The 14866-nt window shown below is 61.7% G+C and carries 11 protein-coding genes and 1 tRNA gene; 10 read left to right on the forward strand and 2 right to left on the reverse strand.

Annotated elements, in window-relative coordinates; translation table 11 throughout:
- Window positions 1–62: 62 nt before the first annotated feature.
- From BDW41_RS11950 to BDW41_RS11975, 6 genes are all read left to right on the forward strand, one after another.
- Window positions 63–1772 carry a lysophospholipid acyltransferase family protein gene (locus BDW41_RS11950; protein ID WP_074547817.1) on the forward strand — a complete coding sequence of 570 codons (1710 nt, stop codon included), beginning with the start codon at window positions 63–65 and terminating at the stop codon, window positions 1770–1772.
- Between the two features lie 431 nt (window positions 1773–2203).
- Window positions 2204–4660 (forward strand): TonB-dependent receptor, encoded by a 2457-nt coding sequence (locus tag BDW41_RS11955; protein WP_074547816.1) that lies wholly within the window; start codon window positions 2204–2206, stop codon window positions 4658–4660.
- 338 nt (window positions 4661–4998) lie between these two features.
- Window positions 4999–8325 carry a TonB-dependent receptor gene (locus BDW41_RS11960; RefSeq protein ID WP_074547815.1) on the forward strand — a complete coding sequence of 1109 codons (3327 nt, stop codon included), beginning with the start codon at window positions 4999–5001 and terminating at the stop codon, window positions 8323–8325.
- Window positions 8326–8669: 344 nt separating this feature from the next.
- The gene (gene ppnN / locus BDW41_RS11965; protein ID WP_074547814.1) at window positions 8670–10079 is read left to right on the forward strand and encodes a nucleotide 5'-monophosphate nucleosidase PpnN; all 1410 of its coding nucleotides are present in this window, start codon (window positions 8670–8672) and stop codon (window positions 10077–10079) included.
- Between the two features lie 69 nt (window positions 10080–10148).
- Window positions 10149–10225: transfer RNA gene (locus BDW41_RS11970), tRNA-Asn, on the forward strand.
- A gap of 183 nt (window positions 10226–10408) precedes the next feature.
- Window positions 10409–11641 (forward strand): tyrosine-type recombinase/integrase, encoded by a 1233-nt coding sequence (locus tag BDW41_RS11975; protein WP_074547813.1) that lies wholly within the window; start codon window positions 10409–10411, stop codon window positions 11639–11641.
- A gap of 18 nt (window positions 11642–11659) precedes the next feature.
- On the opposite strand, the gene BDW41_RS11980 is transcribed toward BDW41_RS11975, so the two are convergent.
- Both BDW41_RS11980 and BDW41_RS11985 read right to left on the reverse strand, forming a co-directional pair.
- On the reverse strand, window positions 11660–11893 hold the full coding sequence (locus BDW41_RS11980; RefSeq protein WP_074547812.1) for a hypothetical protein: 234 nt from the start codon (window positions 11891–11893) through the stop codon (window positions 11660–11662).
- Window positions 11894–12005: 112 nt separating this feature from the next.
- Window positions 12006–12842: an SAM-dependent methyltransferase gene (locus BDW41_RS11985; RefSeq protein WP_074548028.1), complete on the reverse strand. Its 837-nt coding sequence runs from the start codon at window positions 12840–12842 to the stop codon at window positions 12006–12008.
- 665 nt (window positions 12843–13507) lie between these two features.
- Here BDW41_RS11985 and BDW41_RS11990 point away from each other — a divergent pair.
- From BDW41_RS11990 to BDW41_RS12005, 4 genes are all read left to right on the forward strand, one after another.
- Complete coding sequence (locus tag BDW41_RS11990) at window positions 13508–13744, forward strand: hypothetical protein (protein WP_146217341.1); 237 nt, start codon at window positions 13508–13510, stop codon at window positions 13742–13744.
- Between the two features lie 61 nt (window positions 13745–13805).
- Window positions 13806–14030, forward strand: a complete 225-nt coding sequence (locus BDW41_RS23705; RefSeq protein WP_110301593.1) for a hypothetical protein — start codon at window positions 13806–13808, stop codon at window positions 14028–14030.
- 47 nt (window positions 14031–14077) lie between these two features.
- Window positions 14078–14260, forward strand: coding sequence for a hypothetical protein (locus BDW41_RS12000; protein WP_074547809.1), 183 nt, complete (start codon window positions 14078–14080; stop codon window positions 14258–14260).
- A gap of 103 nt (window positions 14261–14363) precedes the next feature.
- Window positions 14364–14645, forward strand: coding sequence for a winged helix-turn-helix domain-containing protein (locus BDW41_RS12005; protein ID WP_074547808.1), 282 nt, complete (start codon window positions 14364–14366; stop codon window positions 14643–14645).
- The last annotated feature ends 221 nt before the right edge of the window (window positions 14646–14866 follow it).

Consider the following 14866-nt stretch of genomic DNA (forward strand, 5'->3'; position numbering starts at 1 on the left):
ATCCGCATAACCTTGCTGTCATAATCCGCGACCAGCATTTAGGGAAATCCTAGGAGGCGGTCATGCTCAGCGTTGAACAGACCCTCACCGAACGTCTGCCATGGTTGGCGCAACATCCCATGATCCGCCGGCCCGTGGCTGGCATGCTGGGCCGCCTGGCCGATGAGGATGGCTTCAACCGCGTACTGACGACCCTTGGTGAGGCCGAAGGCTTCGATTTCGTCGAGCGCGCGCTCGACCTGCTCGGCGTCAGCTATTACGTCAATCCGCGCGAGCGCGAAAACATCCCGGTGGAAGGCGGCGTGCTGATCGTCGCCAATCATCCGCTGGGCATGATGGATGCGCTGACGCTGCTGCAGATGGTCGGTTCGGTGCGCAGCGACGTGCGCATCCTCGCCAACGACTGGCTGATGTCGATCGAGCAACTGCACAAGCTGCTGCTGCCGGTCGATGTGTTCGGCAAGGGCGCGGCCTCGAAGATGCGCGACATCTATCGCGCGCTGGACAACGGCGAAGCCTTGATCGTTTTCCCCGCGGGCGAAGTGTCCCGCGTCGGCCCCTCCGGCGTGAGCGACGGACGCTGGTCCGATGGCTTCGTGCGACTTGCGCAGCGCAGCAAGGCGCCGGTGCTGCCGATCCATATTTCCGCGCGCAATTCGGCCATGTTCTACGGCCTGTCCATGCTGGCCAAGCCGCTGAGCACGGCCATGCTGCCGCGCGAGGCGATTTCGCCGACGAGCCGGCGCGTGGGCTTCAGCGTGGGCCAGCTGGTGTCGGCCGAGGAACTCGAGCAGCACAGCGGTGGTTCGACCAAGCGCGCCGCCAAGCTGATGCGCCGCCATGTGTATCGCGTGGGTCGCCATCGCGGCCTGATCTTCGGCGGCCAGGCGCCGCTGGCGCATCCGGAACCGACCGAGCGTGTGGTGGCGGAGCTGCAGTCGCAGGCGGAAAAGCTCGCCGACCTCAACGATGGCAAGCAGATCCTGCTGTTCAAGGGTGCGTCGGACAGCGCCGTGCTGCGCGAGATCGGCCGCCTTCGCGAGCTGACCTTCCGCAAGGTGGGCGAGGGCACGGGCGCACGCCGCGATCTGGATGCCTACGACCCGCACTATGAGCATCTCGTGCTGTGGGATCCGAAAGCCCTGCGCATCGTGGGCTCGTATCGCTTCGGCCACGGCGGTCGGCTGATCGGCGAACGCGGCATGAGCGCGCTCTATACGTCCAGCCTCTTCAACTATTCACCGGCGCTGGAATCGCGCCTGTCGCAAGGCCTGGAGCTGGGCCGCAGCTTCATTGCGCCGGCGTACTGGCGCTCGCGTGCGCTGGACCAGCTGTGGCAGGGCATCGGCCTGTACCTGCAGCGCCATACCGAACTGCGCTATCTGTTCGGTCCGGTCAGCATGTCGGTGAGCCTGCCGCGCGAGGCGCGCGAGTGGATCGCCGCCGCCCATCAGCATTACTTCGGTGCGCCGGGCCTGGCGTCGGCGCGCCAGCCGTTTGTGGTGTCGCCGGCGGTGATCGACCTGGTGCGCGATGCGCTGGCCGGCCTGGATCCGGCGCAGGGGCTGGGCAAGCTCAAGCATCATCTGGACGCGCTCGGCGTGAGCCTGCCGGTGCTTTACCGCCAGTATGTCGACCTGGTCGAGCCCGAGGGCGTGCAGTTCCTCGATTTCGGTGAGGACCCGGGCTTCTCCGGCTGCGTCGACGGCCTGGTGATGCTCGACCTGGCCACGCTGAAGCCGGCCAAGCGCGCCCGTTATCTGGGCAAGTAAAACCCTTGAATCGTCTGGCCATCCTTGCGGTTCGCCGCGAGGATGCGGCGGCCTGGGCTGGTCATTTTGAGCCTTGTCCCCTTGCAAAATGGGGTGCCGTGATCCCACGGTAAATTTCTTGTAAAATACTTATGTAAACCTTACGGCGTTGGTCAGGACACAAGGGGCATTTGCCGTCCTGACCGACGGTCTCAACTGATTTCGTAATTTCGCCCGATCTTTCACCGATTGGGCTTTTTTACGCCCGGAGGAAACGTTTAAAATTACGTTAAATGGCATGAAATTGCGTTTATAGCCAATGGCTTGCGCAATATCTTTCGGGTTCTTCGAAAGAATTTTCAGCTCTCCTCGCCTGCGGGATTTCCTTACTGCTGCCGCGACCTCCGGGAAGGCAGCTGACCACTTTTTTTGTCAATTCTGGAATGACGACGATGAAACGAAACCACCTTTCCATGGCGATCGCCGCCATGCTTTGCATGGCAGCCGGCTCCGCCCTCGCGCAGGACGCCAACAGCCAGACGGCCCAGTCGACCAACACCAAGGAAGCGGCCAGCCCGCAGCGTGCCGGTGCGTCCAGCACGTCCAACACCACCACCTCGAACGACACCAAGCGCGCGCAGCAGCTGGACACCGTGACGGTGCAGGCGCAGAGCCTGTCGCTGGGTGGCGGCCTGATGTCGGTGCAGACGGCGCCCAAGGCGGTTTCGACCATTTCGCGCGATGCGATCGTCAAGGCGGCCCCGGGTGGCACCTTCGTGCAGATGATCGACAGCATTCCGGGCGTGAACGCCTCGACCGACGACGTGAGCGGCCTGGCCAACGGCAACTACCAGATCCGCGGCTTCACCAGCGACGAAATCGGCACCACGGTCAACGGCGCGCCGATCAACGACAGCGGCAACTACAAGGTCTACTCGACCGAGTACGGCGACACCGAGAACATGGGTGACATCACCGTGCTGCAGGGCTATCCGGATGTCGACACGCCGATCTCCGGCGCCGCCGGCGGCGCGATCTCCTGGGTCACCATCGACCCGTCCCACACGGCCGGCCTGGACGTGAGCCAGAGCCTGGGCAACCACGACTATCGCCGCACCTACCTGCGCTTCAACACCGGCGACCTCGGCCCGGTACGCGCATGGCTGTCGTACTCCAACAACACCGCCGACCAGTGGCGCGGTCCGGGTGACATGAACGTCACCAAGGTCGACGGCAAGGCGCTGTGGACGATCGACGACAACAACTACATCTCCGCCTCGTTCCAGTACAACCGCGAGCGCAACTACAGCTACAACAGCCTCACCAAGGCGGCGATCCGTTCGGGCGGCTATTTCCAGAGCTACGACGAGAACTACAGCCCCACCGACACGAACTACTGGAAGCTCCACACCAACCCGTTCACCAGCTGGCTGGCCAGCATGGACGGCGAGTTCAAGCTGGCTGACAGCCTGCGCCTGTCGGTGGTGCCGTACTTCTGGTACGGCAACGGCGGCGGCGGTGGCGGCTACAAGTTCACCGAGTCCACCGTCACGCAGAACACCATCGGCTACGCCAACCAGGACCTCAACGGCGACGGCAAGATCGGCGGCACCGCCGCGGCCTATGCGTTCAACGCCACCTATACCTATCGCCCGGGTGTCATCGCCAAGCTGAACCAGGACTTCGGCATGGACGACAGCCTGGAATACGGTTTCTGGTATGAGCGCGCGCGCCAGCAGCAGAACGAGTTCTTCACCCCGGCGGTCGGCGGCGAGCCGGCGGATTTCTGGGCCACCACGGATTACATCAAGTATTCCAACGGCGTGGTGCAGCGTCTGTACCGCGAGTACACCACCTCGGAAATCAAGAAGTTCTTCGCCACCAACACCTGGACGCCGGACGACAAGTGGACGATCACGGCGGGCGCGGCCTACTTCTGGGAATCGCGTGAGGGCTACGACTTCGAAAACTGGGGCAGCCAGAGCACCAATCCGAAGTACGCCCAGTACGGCGGCGAGGGCAGCGCGACCTATCACAAGATCAGCCCGACCGCGGGCATCAAGTACCAGCTGAACGACCAGAACCAGTTCTACATCGGCGCTGGCCGCACCTACCGCGCCCCGATCAACGGCGCGCTGCTGCAGAACGTCGCCGTGGCCGACAACCCGAAGAACGCCGCCAACGCCGCCGCCGGCACCTACGGCAACAAGCCGGAGCAGGCGACCACGATCGACCTCGGCTGGCGCTTCTATGCTGACCAGTTCTCGGCCAACATCGACGCCTACACCTCGCACCTGGTCAACAAGCAGATCTCCGGCTACGACAACACCACTGGCCAGACGGTGTACCTGAACCTGCCGAAGATGCACATGCGCGGCGTGACGGCGGAAGCCAGCTACAAGTTCCTGCAGGACTGGACCCTGTACGGCAACTACTCGTACCAGAAGGCCATTCTCGACGGCAACGTGAATACGTTCGGCGACGGCGTGTTCCCGACCGAAGGCAAGACCTTCCTCAACACCCCGAAGAACTCCGCCTTCCTGCGCCTGGGTTACGACCACGGTCCGTTCTGGGCCAGCCTGGACGCCAAGTACCGCGGCCCGGTCTGGGGTGACTGGATGAACACCGAGCAGATCGGCGGCTACACCGTGTTCAACTTGAACGCTGGCGTGAAGTTCGACGACTTCGCCACGTGGCTGCGCAACCCGTACATCAAGCTCAACGTGTTCAACCTGGGCAACCGCCGTGCGCTGACCAACGCCAACAACATCGGCGCGTTCCTGGCCAGCAACCCGGGTGGCATCTACAAGGATCCGACCAACGGCACCGCCTTGTACGCCTCCGCCCCGTACTACTCGCTGCTGGAAGAGCGCACCTACATGGTGACCTTCGGTATCTCGTTCTTCTAAGCGAACCCCACCAACGCGCAAAGCGCCGGTCCTGAAACCGCCTCCCTCGGGAGGCGGTTTTTTTGTGCCCGAAGCACCGTGTCAAGTCGGCCCTTTCTTGCGGCAACCGCAGGAACACGGCGAAAGATTTGTGAGATCTTTGTCAAGAAGTTACGAAATTGTAATATACTGCGGCTACATTCGTCGTGATGAGCCCCGGTCGGCAGTTCTTGCCGGGCACCCCGGGCGCATCAAAATTTATTAGGGAATCAGTCACTTAAGACGGTGGCGGAGGGGCATGGGACTCCTCTGGTCTGGTCCCATGCCTTTCTTGCGAATCTCTTAGGGGTCGAATCTCGATGAACCACTCTTTGCGCACAAAATTGCTGCCGGTGGCAATTGCGACGCTGCTCGCCACCGCTCCGGCCTTCGCCCAGGACACCTCGTCTTCCATCAGCGGTCGCATCGTCGACGGCAACGGCCAGCCGATTGCCGGCGCCACCGTGCAGATCGTCCACGAGCCCACGGGCACCACCAAGACCACCACCACCGATGCGGCCGGCCGTTATGCGGCGCAGGGCCTGCGCGTGGGCGGTCCGTTCGACGTGAAGGTTTCCAAGGACGGCACGGAAACCGAGCAGGACAATGTCTACCTGCAGCTGGCCCAGGACACCGCCGTCAACCTGACCATGGGCGTTTCGGCCGCTACGGCCAACGCGCAGAACCTCAGCGGCGTGACCGTGTCGGCCAACGCGCTGTCGCAGACCTTCACGCCCGACAACAAGGGCATCAGCACCAACATCTCGCGCCGTGAACTCGATGCCGCCCCGACGCCGGGCCGCTCCATCCAGAACATCGTGCGCATGGATCCCCGCGTGGTCATCACCGACCGCGCCCGTGGCGAAATCTCGGCCATCGGCCAAAACAGCCGCTACAACAACATCACCGTCGACTCGGTCAGCGCGAACGATCCGTTCGGCCTGAACGCGAATGGCCTGCCGACGCTCGGCACGCCGATCTCGCAGGACACCATCGAGGAATACAACATCTCGACGGCGAACTACGACGTGGCGACCCGCCGCGGCCTGGGCGCCAACATCAACGCCGTGACCAAGAGCGGTACCAACAACTTCCACGGCTCGGTCTACTACGCGTTCCAGAACACCGACATGATCGGTGACAACGAGCAGGACAAGCCGTACGCCGGTTTCAACCGCCAGTGGACGGGCGGTGCCACCCTCGGCGGCCCGATCATCAAGGACAAGCTGTTCTTCTTCACCTCGGTGGAAAAGAGCGAGCAGGTCGGTTCGGGCAGCCCGTATGGTCCGGCGGATTCCAACGCGGCCACTCCGGTGAAGAACCTCACCAGCGCCCAGGTGCAGCAGATCCGTGATATCGCCGCCAAGCAGTACGGCCTGACCGACATCGGTTCGGTCGGCGGCGGCAACTCCAACCTGGTCGACAAGCGCTACCTCGCCAAGATCGACTGGAACATCACCGATAACCACCGCGCCAGCTTCACCTACAGCCAGACCAAGGAAAACAAGCCGATCATCACCGGCAGCACCACCAAGCTGGTGCTATCCAGCGGCTGGTACAAGACCAACGTCGACAACAAGAGCTACGCGCTGCACTTCTACGACGACTGGTCGGACATCTTCTCCACCGACACCACCGTCTCGTACGCCGACTTCAACCAGAACCGCGGCCCGTACAACGGCGTGGCGATGCCCGACATCACCATCTATCCGGCGCAGTTCAACGGCGGCTCGGCGGTGGAGTTCGGCACCGAGTATTCCAGCCAGGCCAACGTGCTGAAGGTGAAGACCTTCAATGCCGCTTTCGCCGGCACGCTGTATCTCGGCGACCACACCCTGAAGGGCGGCTTCGACTACGAGAAGGACAAGTACTACAACCTGTTCCTGCAGAACTACTACGGCAGCTACACGTTCGAAGACCTCACCGGCGGCCCGAGCAACGGTATCGACGCGTTCGCACAGGGCAAGTACTACCAGTACCGCTACAACCGCCCGGCCGATGGCCTGTCGTTGGATGACGTTGCCGCGCGCTACAACCTCAACCAGTGGGGCGTGTTCCTGCAGGATACCTGGCAGGTCACCAACAACCTGTCGCTGCAGTACGGCGTGCGCGTCGACATCCCGCTGATGAGCGACAAGCCGCTGTACAACAAGACCTTCGCGCAGAGCTTCTCGTACGCCGACGGCACCCCGCGCAACAACCAGGTGAACATCAACGGCAACCGCGTGGTGCAGCCGCGTATGTCGTTCAACTACAACTTCGACACCGAGCACATGATGCAGCTGCGCGGTGGCGCGGGCCTGTTCGTGACCAACACGCCAGGCGTTTGGGTCGGCAACATCTTCTCCAACTCGGGCGTCACGCAGACGCAGTACAACTGCGGTCCGACCCAGAACGGCTGCAAGACCAACCTGCCGCCGTTCAGTCCTGATCCGTTCCACCAGAACAATGGTGCGTCGGGTTCGGGCCAGATGACCGTCAACAGCATCGAGCCGGGCTTCCGCATTCCCACCGCGTGGAAGTTCAGCCTGGGCTTCGACAAGGAGCTGCCCTGGTACGGCCTGATCGCCACGGCCGACTACCAGCACATCAAGCAGCGTGATGCGATCTGGTATCAGAACCTCAACATCGGCGCGCCGACCGGCGTCCTGCCGGATGGCCGCTTCACGTACTACAAGCTGACCACGATGGACCCGAAGGCCACCGGCCAGGTCTCGCGTGCCAACGCCAACACCAAGTTCTCCGATGGCACGATCAACCTTGCCAATACCAACAAGGGCTCGGCGGACAGCATCACCCTGGCGCTGAAGAAGCCCTTCGCAGATGACTGGCAGGCGATGGTCGGCTTCACCTGGAGCCGTGCGACGGAAGTGAACCCGGGTACGTCGAGCGTGGCTCGTTCCAACTGGGCCAACAACTACGTCATGAACCCGAACGAGAACGTGGCGAGCAATTCGAACTACTCGATCCCGCGCCGCGTGATCGCCTCGCTCACCTGGCAGCACCGCTTCTTCGGCGACTACGCCACCAGCGTCAGCGCGTTCTACGACGGTCACAACGCTGCTCCGTTCAGCTGGACCTTCGGCAACGACGCCAACGGCGACGGCTTCACCAACGACCTGGTCTACATCCCGCGTCCGGGTGAAGTGGAGTTCGGTTACCGCGACGCAAAGGGCAACATCGTCGCTGCCGATCAGAAGCTGGTGCAGCAGTTCTACAACTATGTCCAGGGCAACGATTACCTGAAGGATCACCAGGGCTCGGTGGCCAAGCGCAATGGCGACCGCGCCGGCTGGATCAACCAGATCGACCTGAGCTTCAGCCAGGAAATCCCGGGCATCTTCAAGGGCAACAAGGGTGAGATCCGCTTCGACGTCTACAACTTCACCAACCTGCTGAACAAGCATTGGGGTATCGAGAAGCGCGTGAACTTCCCGGGTGGTCGTCCGCTGGCTGACTTCGCCGGCGTCGATCCGAAGACAGGCAAGTACCTCTACGACATCACCTGCGGTGGCAAGCTGGCGACCTGCACCAACTACATCAACAACGGCAACTACAGCCCGCAGGCCATCCCGACGTACATCAACAACAACGACGACCTTGCCCAGCGCTGGTCGGTCCTGTTGACCCTGAAGTACAAGTTCTAAGCGTATTAGCTTGCGAAGGTCTTGAGACCTGGCCGGCGCCCCGTGGGGCGCCGGCTTTTTTATGGGGATTGCCGAAGAGCCTGTCCGACATCCGTTGCGGGATGTCCTCCCTCACCGCATTCCGGCGAAAGCCGGAATCCAGCGACTTTACGCGCCGCAGGAAGGTTCAAAGGCACTGGATTCTGGCTTTCGCCGGAATGACGGTGAGGAAATCGGGCACGTTGCGGATATTTTGCGCGGGCTTTAAAGCTTGACCCTGCCATGCCCGGCGCGGGAAGCTACGCGGTCCGCCGCGTTCTGCACGGACGAACGAGCCGCGAGGGCGCGGCGAGGAGAATGGTTGAATGAATGACATGCAAGCCGGCAAGACCGGCCGCCCCGGCACCGTGAGCGCGCGCATTTCGCCCGCCGGTGGCCTGGATATCCTGTCCCGCAACGAAGTGGCGCGCCTGCGCGACGCCAGCGGGTCGGGTCTGCACGCCTTGCTGCGCCGCTGCGCGCTGGCGGTGCTCACCTCCGGCAACATGAGCGACGATCCGCGCTCCATCCTGGAGCAGTTTCCCGACTTCGACATCCAGGTGCTGCAGCAGGACCGCGGCATCAAGATCGAGCTGACCCACGCGCCGGCCCAGGCCTTCGTGGATGGCCAGATCATCCGCGGCATCAACGAGTTGCTGGTGGCCGTGGTGCGCGACATCGTCTACGTGTCGACGCAGATGGAGCAGGGCAATTTCGATCTGGACGACAGCGTGGGCCTGACCCATGCCGTGTTCGAGATCCTGCGCAACGCGCGCATCCTCAAGCCGCAGATCGACCCCAACCTGGTGGTGTGCTGGGGCGGCCATTCGATCTCGCGCGACGAGTACGAGTACACCAAACAGGTGGGCTACCAGCTCGGCCTGCGCGGCATGGACATCTGCACCGGCTGCGGTCCGGGCGCCATGAAGGGCCCGATGAAGGGCGCCACCATCGCCCACGCCAAGCAGCGTCGCCGCAACAACCGCTACATCGGCATCACCGAGCCCGGCATTATCGCCGCCGAGTCGCCGAACCCGATCGTCAACCACCTGGTGATCATGCCGGACATCGAGAAGCGCCTCGAAGCCTTTGTGCGCATGGGCCACGGCATCATCGTGTTCCCGGGCGGCGTAGGCACGGCGGAGGAAATCCTCTACCTGCTGGGCATCCTGCTGAACCCCGACAACGCCGGCGTGCCGTTCCCGCTGATCTTCACCGGCCCCAAGCAGTCGGCCGCGTACTTCGAGCAGATCGACCGCTTCCTGCGCCTGACCCTGGGCGAAAGCGTCACCCAGCACTACCAGATCATCGTGGACGACCCGGCCGCCGTGGCGCGCGCCATGGTTCGCGGCATCGACAAGGTGCGCAACTACCGCCTGGACAACAAGGACGCGTTCTTCTTCAACTGGGCGCTCAACATCCCGTACGCCTTCCAGCTGCCGTTCCGTCCCACGCACGAGGCCATGCGCGGCCTGGCGATCCACCGCGACCGCCCGCGCCACGAACTGGCGGCCGACCTGCGCCGCGCGTTCTCGGGCATCGTGGCCGGCAACGTGAAGGAAGAGGGCCTGCGCGCCATCGAGAAGAACGGCCCGTTCCAGATCGACGGCGACGCCGACATCATGGCCTCGCTGGATGAGCTGCTGAAGGCCTTCGTGGCCCAGGACCGAATGAAACTGCCCGGCGGCACGGCCTATGTGCCCTGCTATCAGGTGCTCACCGGCAAGGCTGCTTGAACCTCGTCTCAATTGGTTAAAACGGCTTGACAGCCAGGGGCTGAATACTCAAACTATTCAGCTCACCCCGCCCGAATAGCTCAGCCGGTTAGAGCACTTGACTGTTAATCAGGGGGTCGTTGGTTCGAGTCCAACTTCGGGCGCCATATAAGAGTTCCAGGACGTCTCATAGAGTCCGAAAACCGTAAAGAAACCCGCGATTTAGCGGGTTTTTTTATGCCCGCATGTCCAGTTTTGTCCCATTCCGTCCCAGGACAGCGCCACCTTTTGGTGAGTAACTTTGGGAGTAACATCGCCCCAGGCTGTTACTCACTGAGGGAGTTACTCACATGCTGACCGACGTGAAGCTCCGTGGCCTGAAGCGAAAAGCGGCCCTTTACCGGGTGGCGGACGCCGATGGGCTGGCAGTGGAGGTCCCGGTCTCCGGTGCCCTGCGCTGGCGCTACCGTTACCGCTTCGCCGGCAAGGCCAAGATGCTGAGCCTTGGCACCTATCCCAGTGTTTCCCTCGCCCAAGCCCGTCAGCGTCGGGATGCGGCCCGCACACAGCTGGCCCATGGCATCGACCCCAGTACGCACCGACAGACCGTCAAGCACGCTCAGGTCCAGGCAGCGGCCCCTGTGGTGACCTTTCAGCACGTGGCCCAGCGTTGGGCAGAACGGCAGAGCGTTGCCCAAGTCACGGCCCACAAGAGTCAATGGCTCTTCGAAAGCTTCCTGTTTCCCGAGATCGGGGACATGCCAGTTAGCGAAATCACACCCCGCATTCTTCTGGATGCCCTGCGGAAGATCGAGGAAACCGGCAAGCAGCACACCGCCAGTCGGGCGAAGGTCAAGGCAGGGCAGGTATTCCGGTTTGCCATTCTGGAAGGCCTCACGGATAACGATCCCACCGCCAGCTTGCGCGGTGCCATCAAGGCACCCAAGGCCAAGCATCACGCAGCCATTACCGAACCTAAAGCCATCGGCGAACTGCTCCGGGCCATCGACGGTTTCTCCGGCCAGTTCGTTACGCAGTGCGCCCTGAAGCTGGCCCCGCTGGTGTTTGTGCGGCCTGGCGAGCTTAGGCAGGCCCAATGGTCAGAGTTCGACCTGGACGGGGCCATGTGGCGCATACCGGCCATGCGCATGAAGATGAAAGCAGCCCACCTCGTGCCGCTATCCAGTCAAGCCGTTGCCATTCTCCGGGAACTACAGGCGATGACGGGGCAGGGGAGCTATGTGTTTCCCGGTATGCGCACCGCCAGCCGTCCCATGTCGGAGAACACGGTCAATGCCGCGCTACGTCGCCTGGGCTATAGCGGTGACGAAATGACTGGGCACGGGTTCCGTAGCCTTGCCGCGACCCGGCTTAATGAGATGGGTTGGAACGCCGACGCCATCGAGCGTCAGTTAGCCCATGCCGAGTCCAACAAGGTCCGGGAGGCCTACACCCATGCCGCCCAATACCTGGATGAGCGCAAGCGCATGATGCAAGCGTGGGCGAACTATTTGGATGGATTGCGCGCGGGCGGGGCGGGGAAGCCCACAAAAAAAGCCCGGAGCATCCCGGGCTTCTCTTGATGATCTCACCTCAGCCAATTAGAGCTGTACGGCGAAAAGCTGTACCGCGATTGATTGCGTAATCTGAGGCGCGATCAGATCGATGTCCGCGAATTCCTGGGTTAGGTGCGAAGCGTCGCCACTTGCCGCAGCGGTCGTTAAGGCCTGGGACGCCTTTGCGCCCTCAAGAGCCGCAACCAGGGTCTGCCGTGGTGCTCGTCTCAGGGTTGCGTTGCAGCCGATTGCTTCCAGCAGCTCGATGGTGTCAGCCATGTCATGATCCTTTCGTTGTTTGTCGATGAACCTGGCGCGCCGGCCGATTCCTCCGCTGGCGCTCGGTTTAGATATCACAGTACGTGTCTTTCTTCCTGTGCCATTGTCCTGGCTAAGCTGATACGGGCTTTTCGTGCATCGAGCGTATGGCTTCCATACGGCGGATGAATTCTTCATCTCGTTGAGGCGCTTGTGCAGGCGGCACAACAACCGTTTCTTCTGCCGTCATCGCAATGGTAGCGATGTCACGTAGCGTTGCCTTGCGGATGCGCGGCTCTTCGATGGGCAGAGTGGCCGCTCGATAGACAATGATTTCATGGTCTAGTGGATAGTCGCGGCTGAGGCGGTCGACAAGCAGCTGCCTGTAGGGTGCCGAAGCATCTGCCTTGGAGATCGATTCATTGGCGATCATGGCAACCTGCCACAGCACTAAATAGGCCGTAGGGTCCAGCCTCCTCTTGAAGAAGACCAACTGGTTCACTTCAAAGTGCTGACATCCATGGCTTCCGGGATCAATGCCCAGGTCCGCATATAGGCAATCTTCGGCAGATATGCCGGGTTCCATCTGCGCGTCATAGCCTTCGGATCGCGCCACTTCGATGACCTTGTGCGGTGACCAGGCGAAAACGCCGGGGTGGCCATAGAAGACGCCACAAACGCGTCTGCCAGTGCGCACCTCAGTCATCATCAGATCGACCCACTCCAAGTAGGTTTTTGAGCGTGGCTTACCCTCTCCGTAGTTGGATTGCAGGCTCCTGACATCTTTGTGCATCCGCTGTAGCCACTGTTCAACGATGGCGTTGGATACTCCGGCGAATACGACATCGGCCTGTTCAATGTAGCTGCGAGCAATGGGGGTGAGGTGGGAGCCCAACGTCATCCCTAAGCCGACGCAAGTGATGCTTCCACGCGAGGGCTCTTCTGCTGGAACCTCTAGGACCTTGTTCATTGTCTTCCCCTGACCAAGTTGTCCCGCCAGCATGCCGGGGCAGTGACTACCTTAGCAAGCCGTCACAGCAACGTTCGTCTAACGTGCAAATTGCAGCTGCACGAATGGTTGCAATTCGCGAAGAACTCGATCAACTCATGGCGGATTGAGTCAGCAAAAGAGACGACTGGCGTACCAAAAGGCTCGCTTCCGCCTCAGAGCGGGTGTTCACTCGGGATGGACTGAGCCCGAGGCGGGGTTCCGGAGCATGCCCCGGATCTTGCCTTCGGCATGGATGACGGCAAGCAGTTCAGTAGCAGCGTCAGACCAGCGTGCCACCGCGTTGTGGTCTCTGGCTATCTTGTCCGTAACGACAGCAAAGTATGCTCCGCCAACAGACACCATCGCTACATAGGTGACGTCCGCATTTGTCTTGTAGGTGGTCAGCTCGTATCGGTAAGTCGATCCGGCATGGTTAAACCAATGCGTCGATCTCGCCACTGCGTGGCTCCGTTGGCCTAAACGGGCCGAACTTATGCCATCCACAGCTAAGGCGGGATACTAGGTCGAAAGCTCTAAGTAGAAATCGACAGTCTCGCGTTAGGGTGAGGCCTCGTGACCTTCATCATTGCAATGGGTATTGCGCAGCGCGACCATAGGCGCATCCACTCCATCGGATGCTCCCCATGCCCAGGGGCTCCTGCCACGAATTTGTGATTGGTCGTCTTCTGATTCGCTTGTCTACGGGCGAGCTAGCTGTGCCTGGCGCGAATGGCTGGGTCGGAACTTGGGCGATCTACCGACTGCCGCGCGTCGTGGAAGAGATGCCGCTTCGGTACGGCGATACCGACATAGTCGAATCCGAAGACTTGGCGCTGGGCATGGCGCGGCAGATAGCGCGGCTGGTGGCCAAGGCGCTGTAGCTTGCGATTCACTGGTCGCGCGGCCAACATGAGGCCATTCATTAGGATGGGTCGCTCAGACATGGCTAATCCGAGTGTGCAAGGGGTCGTCGGTCAGACGCTGGTGGTTGTTCAGATGGTCGAGGACCAGCCAATTGCCTGGATTTCGGCTGGTCGGATCGGCGGTGCCCGTCCCATGGGGTCCGTTAGCATCAAGGAGTACCTCGATGCCGGTTTGACCGAACGTCAGGCGCTCCAGAGGGTTCTCGACATTGCGATGTTCGCGGTGCGTGGCGCTGGAGGCTGACATCACACGCCACCCTGATGCTGCGGGTGGGGTGTAGCATTTGAAGCATGTGGATCTGCATCCGCTGCCATACCGAATTCCCGGAATTCACGGGAGGCGCCGAGGCGAACATCGATAGCTTTGGCCTGCACTTCATGTGCCCGGTTTGTGGTCGCCGGAATCGCCTGCGCAGCTTAGGCTACGACGAAGAAGGTTTCTTGCGCCTGGAGCAGATTGACGAGCCGGAGTGAGCTTCTCAGCGCCGCGTGTTCATCGCCCACTCGTCTACTTCGGATTTTTCCATGACTGGGTACGGACTTAGCAAGCGATTCAAAGTCACGTTGACGTTGGGACGTGGAGCCCTTCGAGGCCAAGCTGGAGACCCTGCCGGACGGCACGCAAGCGTGGGCAATCCGAAAGGTCATAGACGCCACAGACGCGCAGATCATCGAGATGCACGACCTGGGCATGACGGCCACCGAGATTGCCAGCGACCTCGGCGTGAACAAGTCCACCGTCTCCCGCGCTATTCGGCGCCTGCGGGATGAGGGGAAGCTTCCGCCTGAGCAGTCACGCCGAACCAAGCCCAAGGCAACCCATAGTGGCGCACAGGGGGCGGACGATGACCGCGATTAAATCCCCCGAGCAAAGTTGCACGGTTGCAAACGCTAGTAATGCAACTGCGCAACTCTCACTAAAGCAGCTGGCATGGCGGGCACTGTCGGACAGTTGCACAGTTGCAAACCCTACAGATGCAACGGCGCAACACGACAGAGTTGCAGCTGTTGCACGTGTTGCGTCAGTTGCGCGTGTTGCAGCAGTTGCAGACCGACCAACCCATGACCTGCGACTTGCGC

The organism is Dyella sp. AtDHG13 (assembly GCF_003201105.1).
In the GTDB taxonomy this organism is placed as follows: domain Bacteria; phylum Pseudomonadota; class Gammaproteobacteria; order Xanthomonadales; family Rhodanobacteraceae; genus Dyella; species Dyella jiangningensis_B.

Excerpts from the sequence above, each read along its gene's own strand:
- BDW41_RS11985 (WP_074548028.1), bottom strand. The coding sequence starts at position 12,842 with ATGAACAAGGTCCTAGAGGTTCCAGCAGAAGAGCCCTCGCGTGGAAGC.
- BDW41_RS11990 (WP_146217341.1), top strand. The coding sequence starts at position 13,508 with ATGCCCAGGGGCTCCTGCCACGAATTTGTGATTGGTCGTCTTCTGATT.
- ppnN (WP_074547814.1), top strand. The coding sequence starts at position 8,670 with ATGAATGACATGCAAGCCGGCAAGACCGGCCGCCCCGGCACCGTGAGC.
- BDW41_RS11980 (WP_074547812.1), bottom strand. The coding sequence starts at position 11,893 with ATGGCTGACACCATCGAGCTGCTGGAAGCAATCGGCTGCAACGCAACC.
- BDW41_RS11960 (WP_074547815.1), top strand. The coding sequence starts at position 4,999 with ATGAACCACTCTTTGCGCACAAAATTGCTGCCGGTGGCAATTGCGACG.
- BDW41_RS23705 (WP_110301593.1), top strand. The coding sequence starts at position 13,806 with ATGGCTAATCCGAGTGTGCAAGGGGTCGTCGGTCAGACGCTGGTGGTT.
- BDW41_RS11950 (WP_074547817.1), top strand. The coding sequence starts at position 63 with ATGCTCAGCGTTGAACAGACCCTCACCGAACGTCTGCCATGGTTGGCG.
- BDW41_RS12000 (WP_074547809.1), top strand. The coding sequence starts at position 14,078 with ATGTGGATCTGCATCCGCTGCCATACCGAATTCCCGGAATTCACGGGA.
- BDW41_RS11955 (WP_074547816.1), top strand. The coding sequence starts at position 2,204 with ATGAAACGAAACCACCTTTCCATGGCGATCGCCGCCATGCTTTGCATG.
- BDW41_RS11975 (WP_074547813.1), top strand. The coding sequence starts at position 10,409 with ATGCTGACCGACGTGAAGCTCCGTGGCCTGAAGCGAAAAGCGGCCCTT.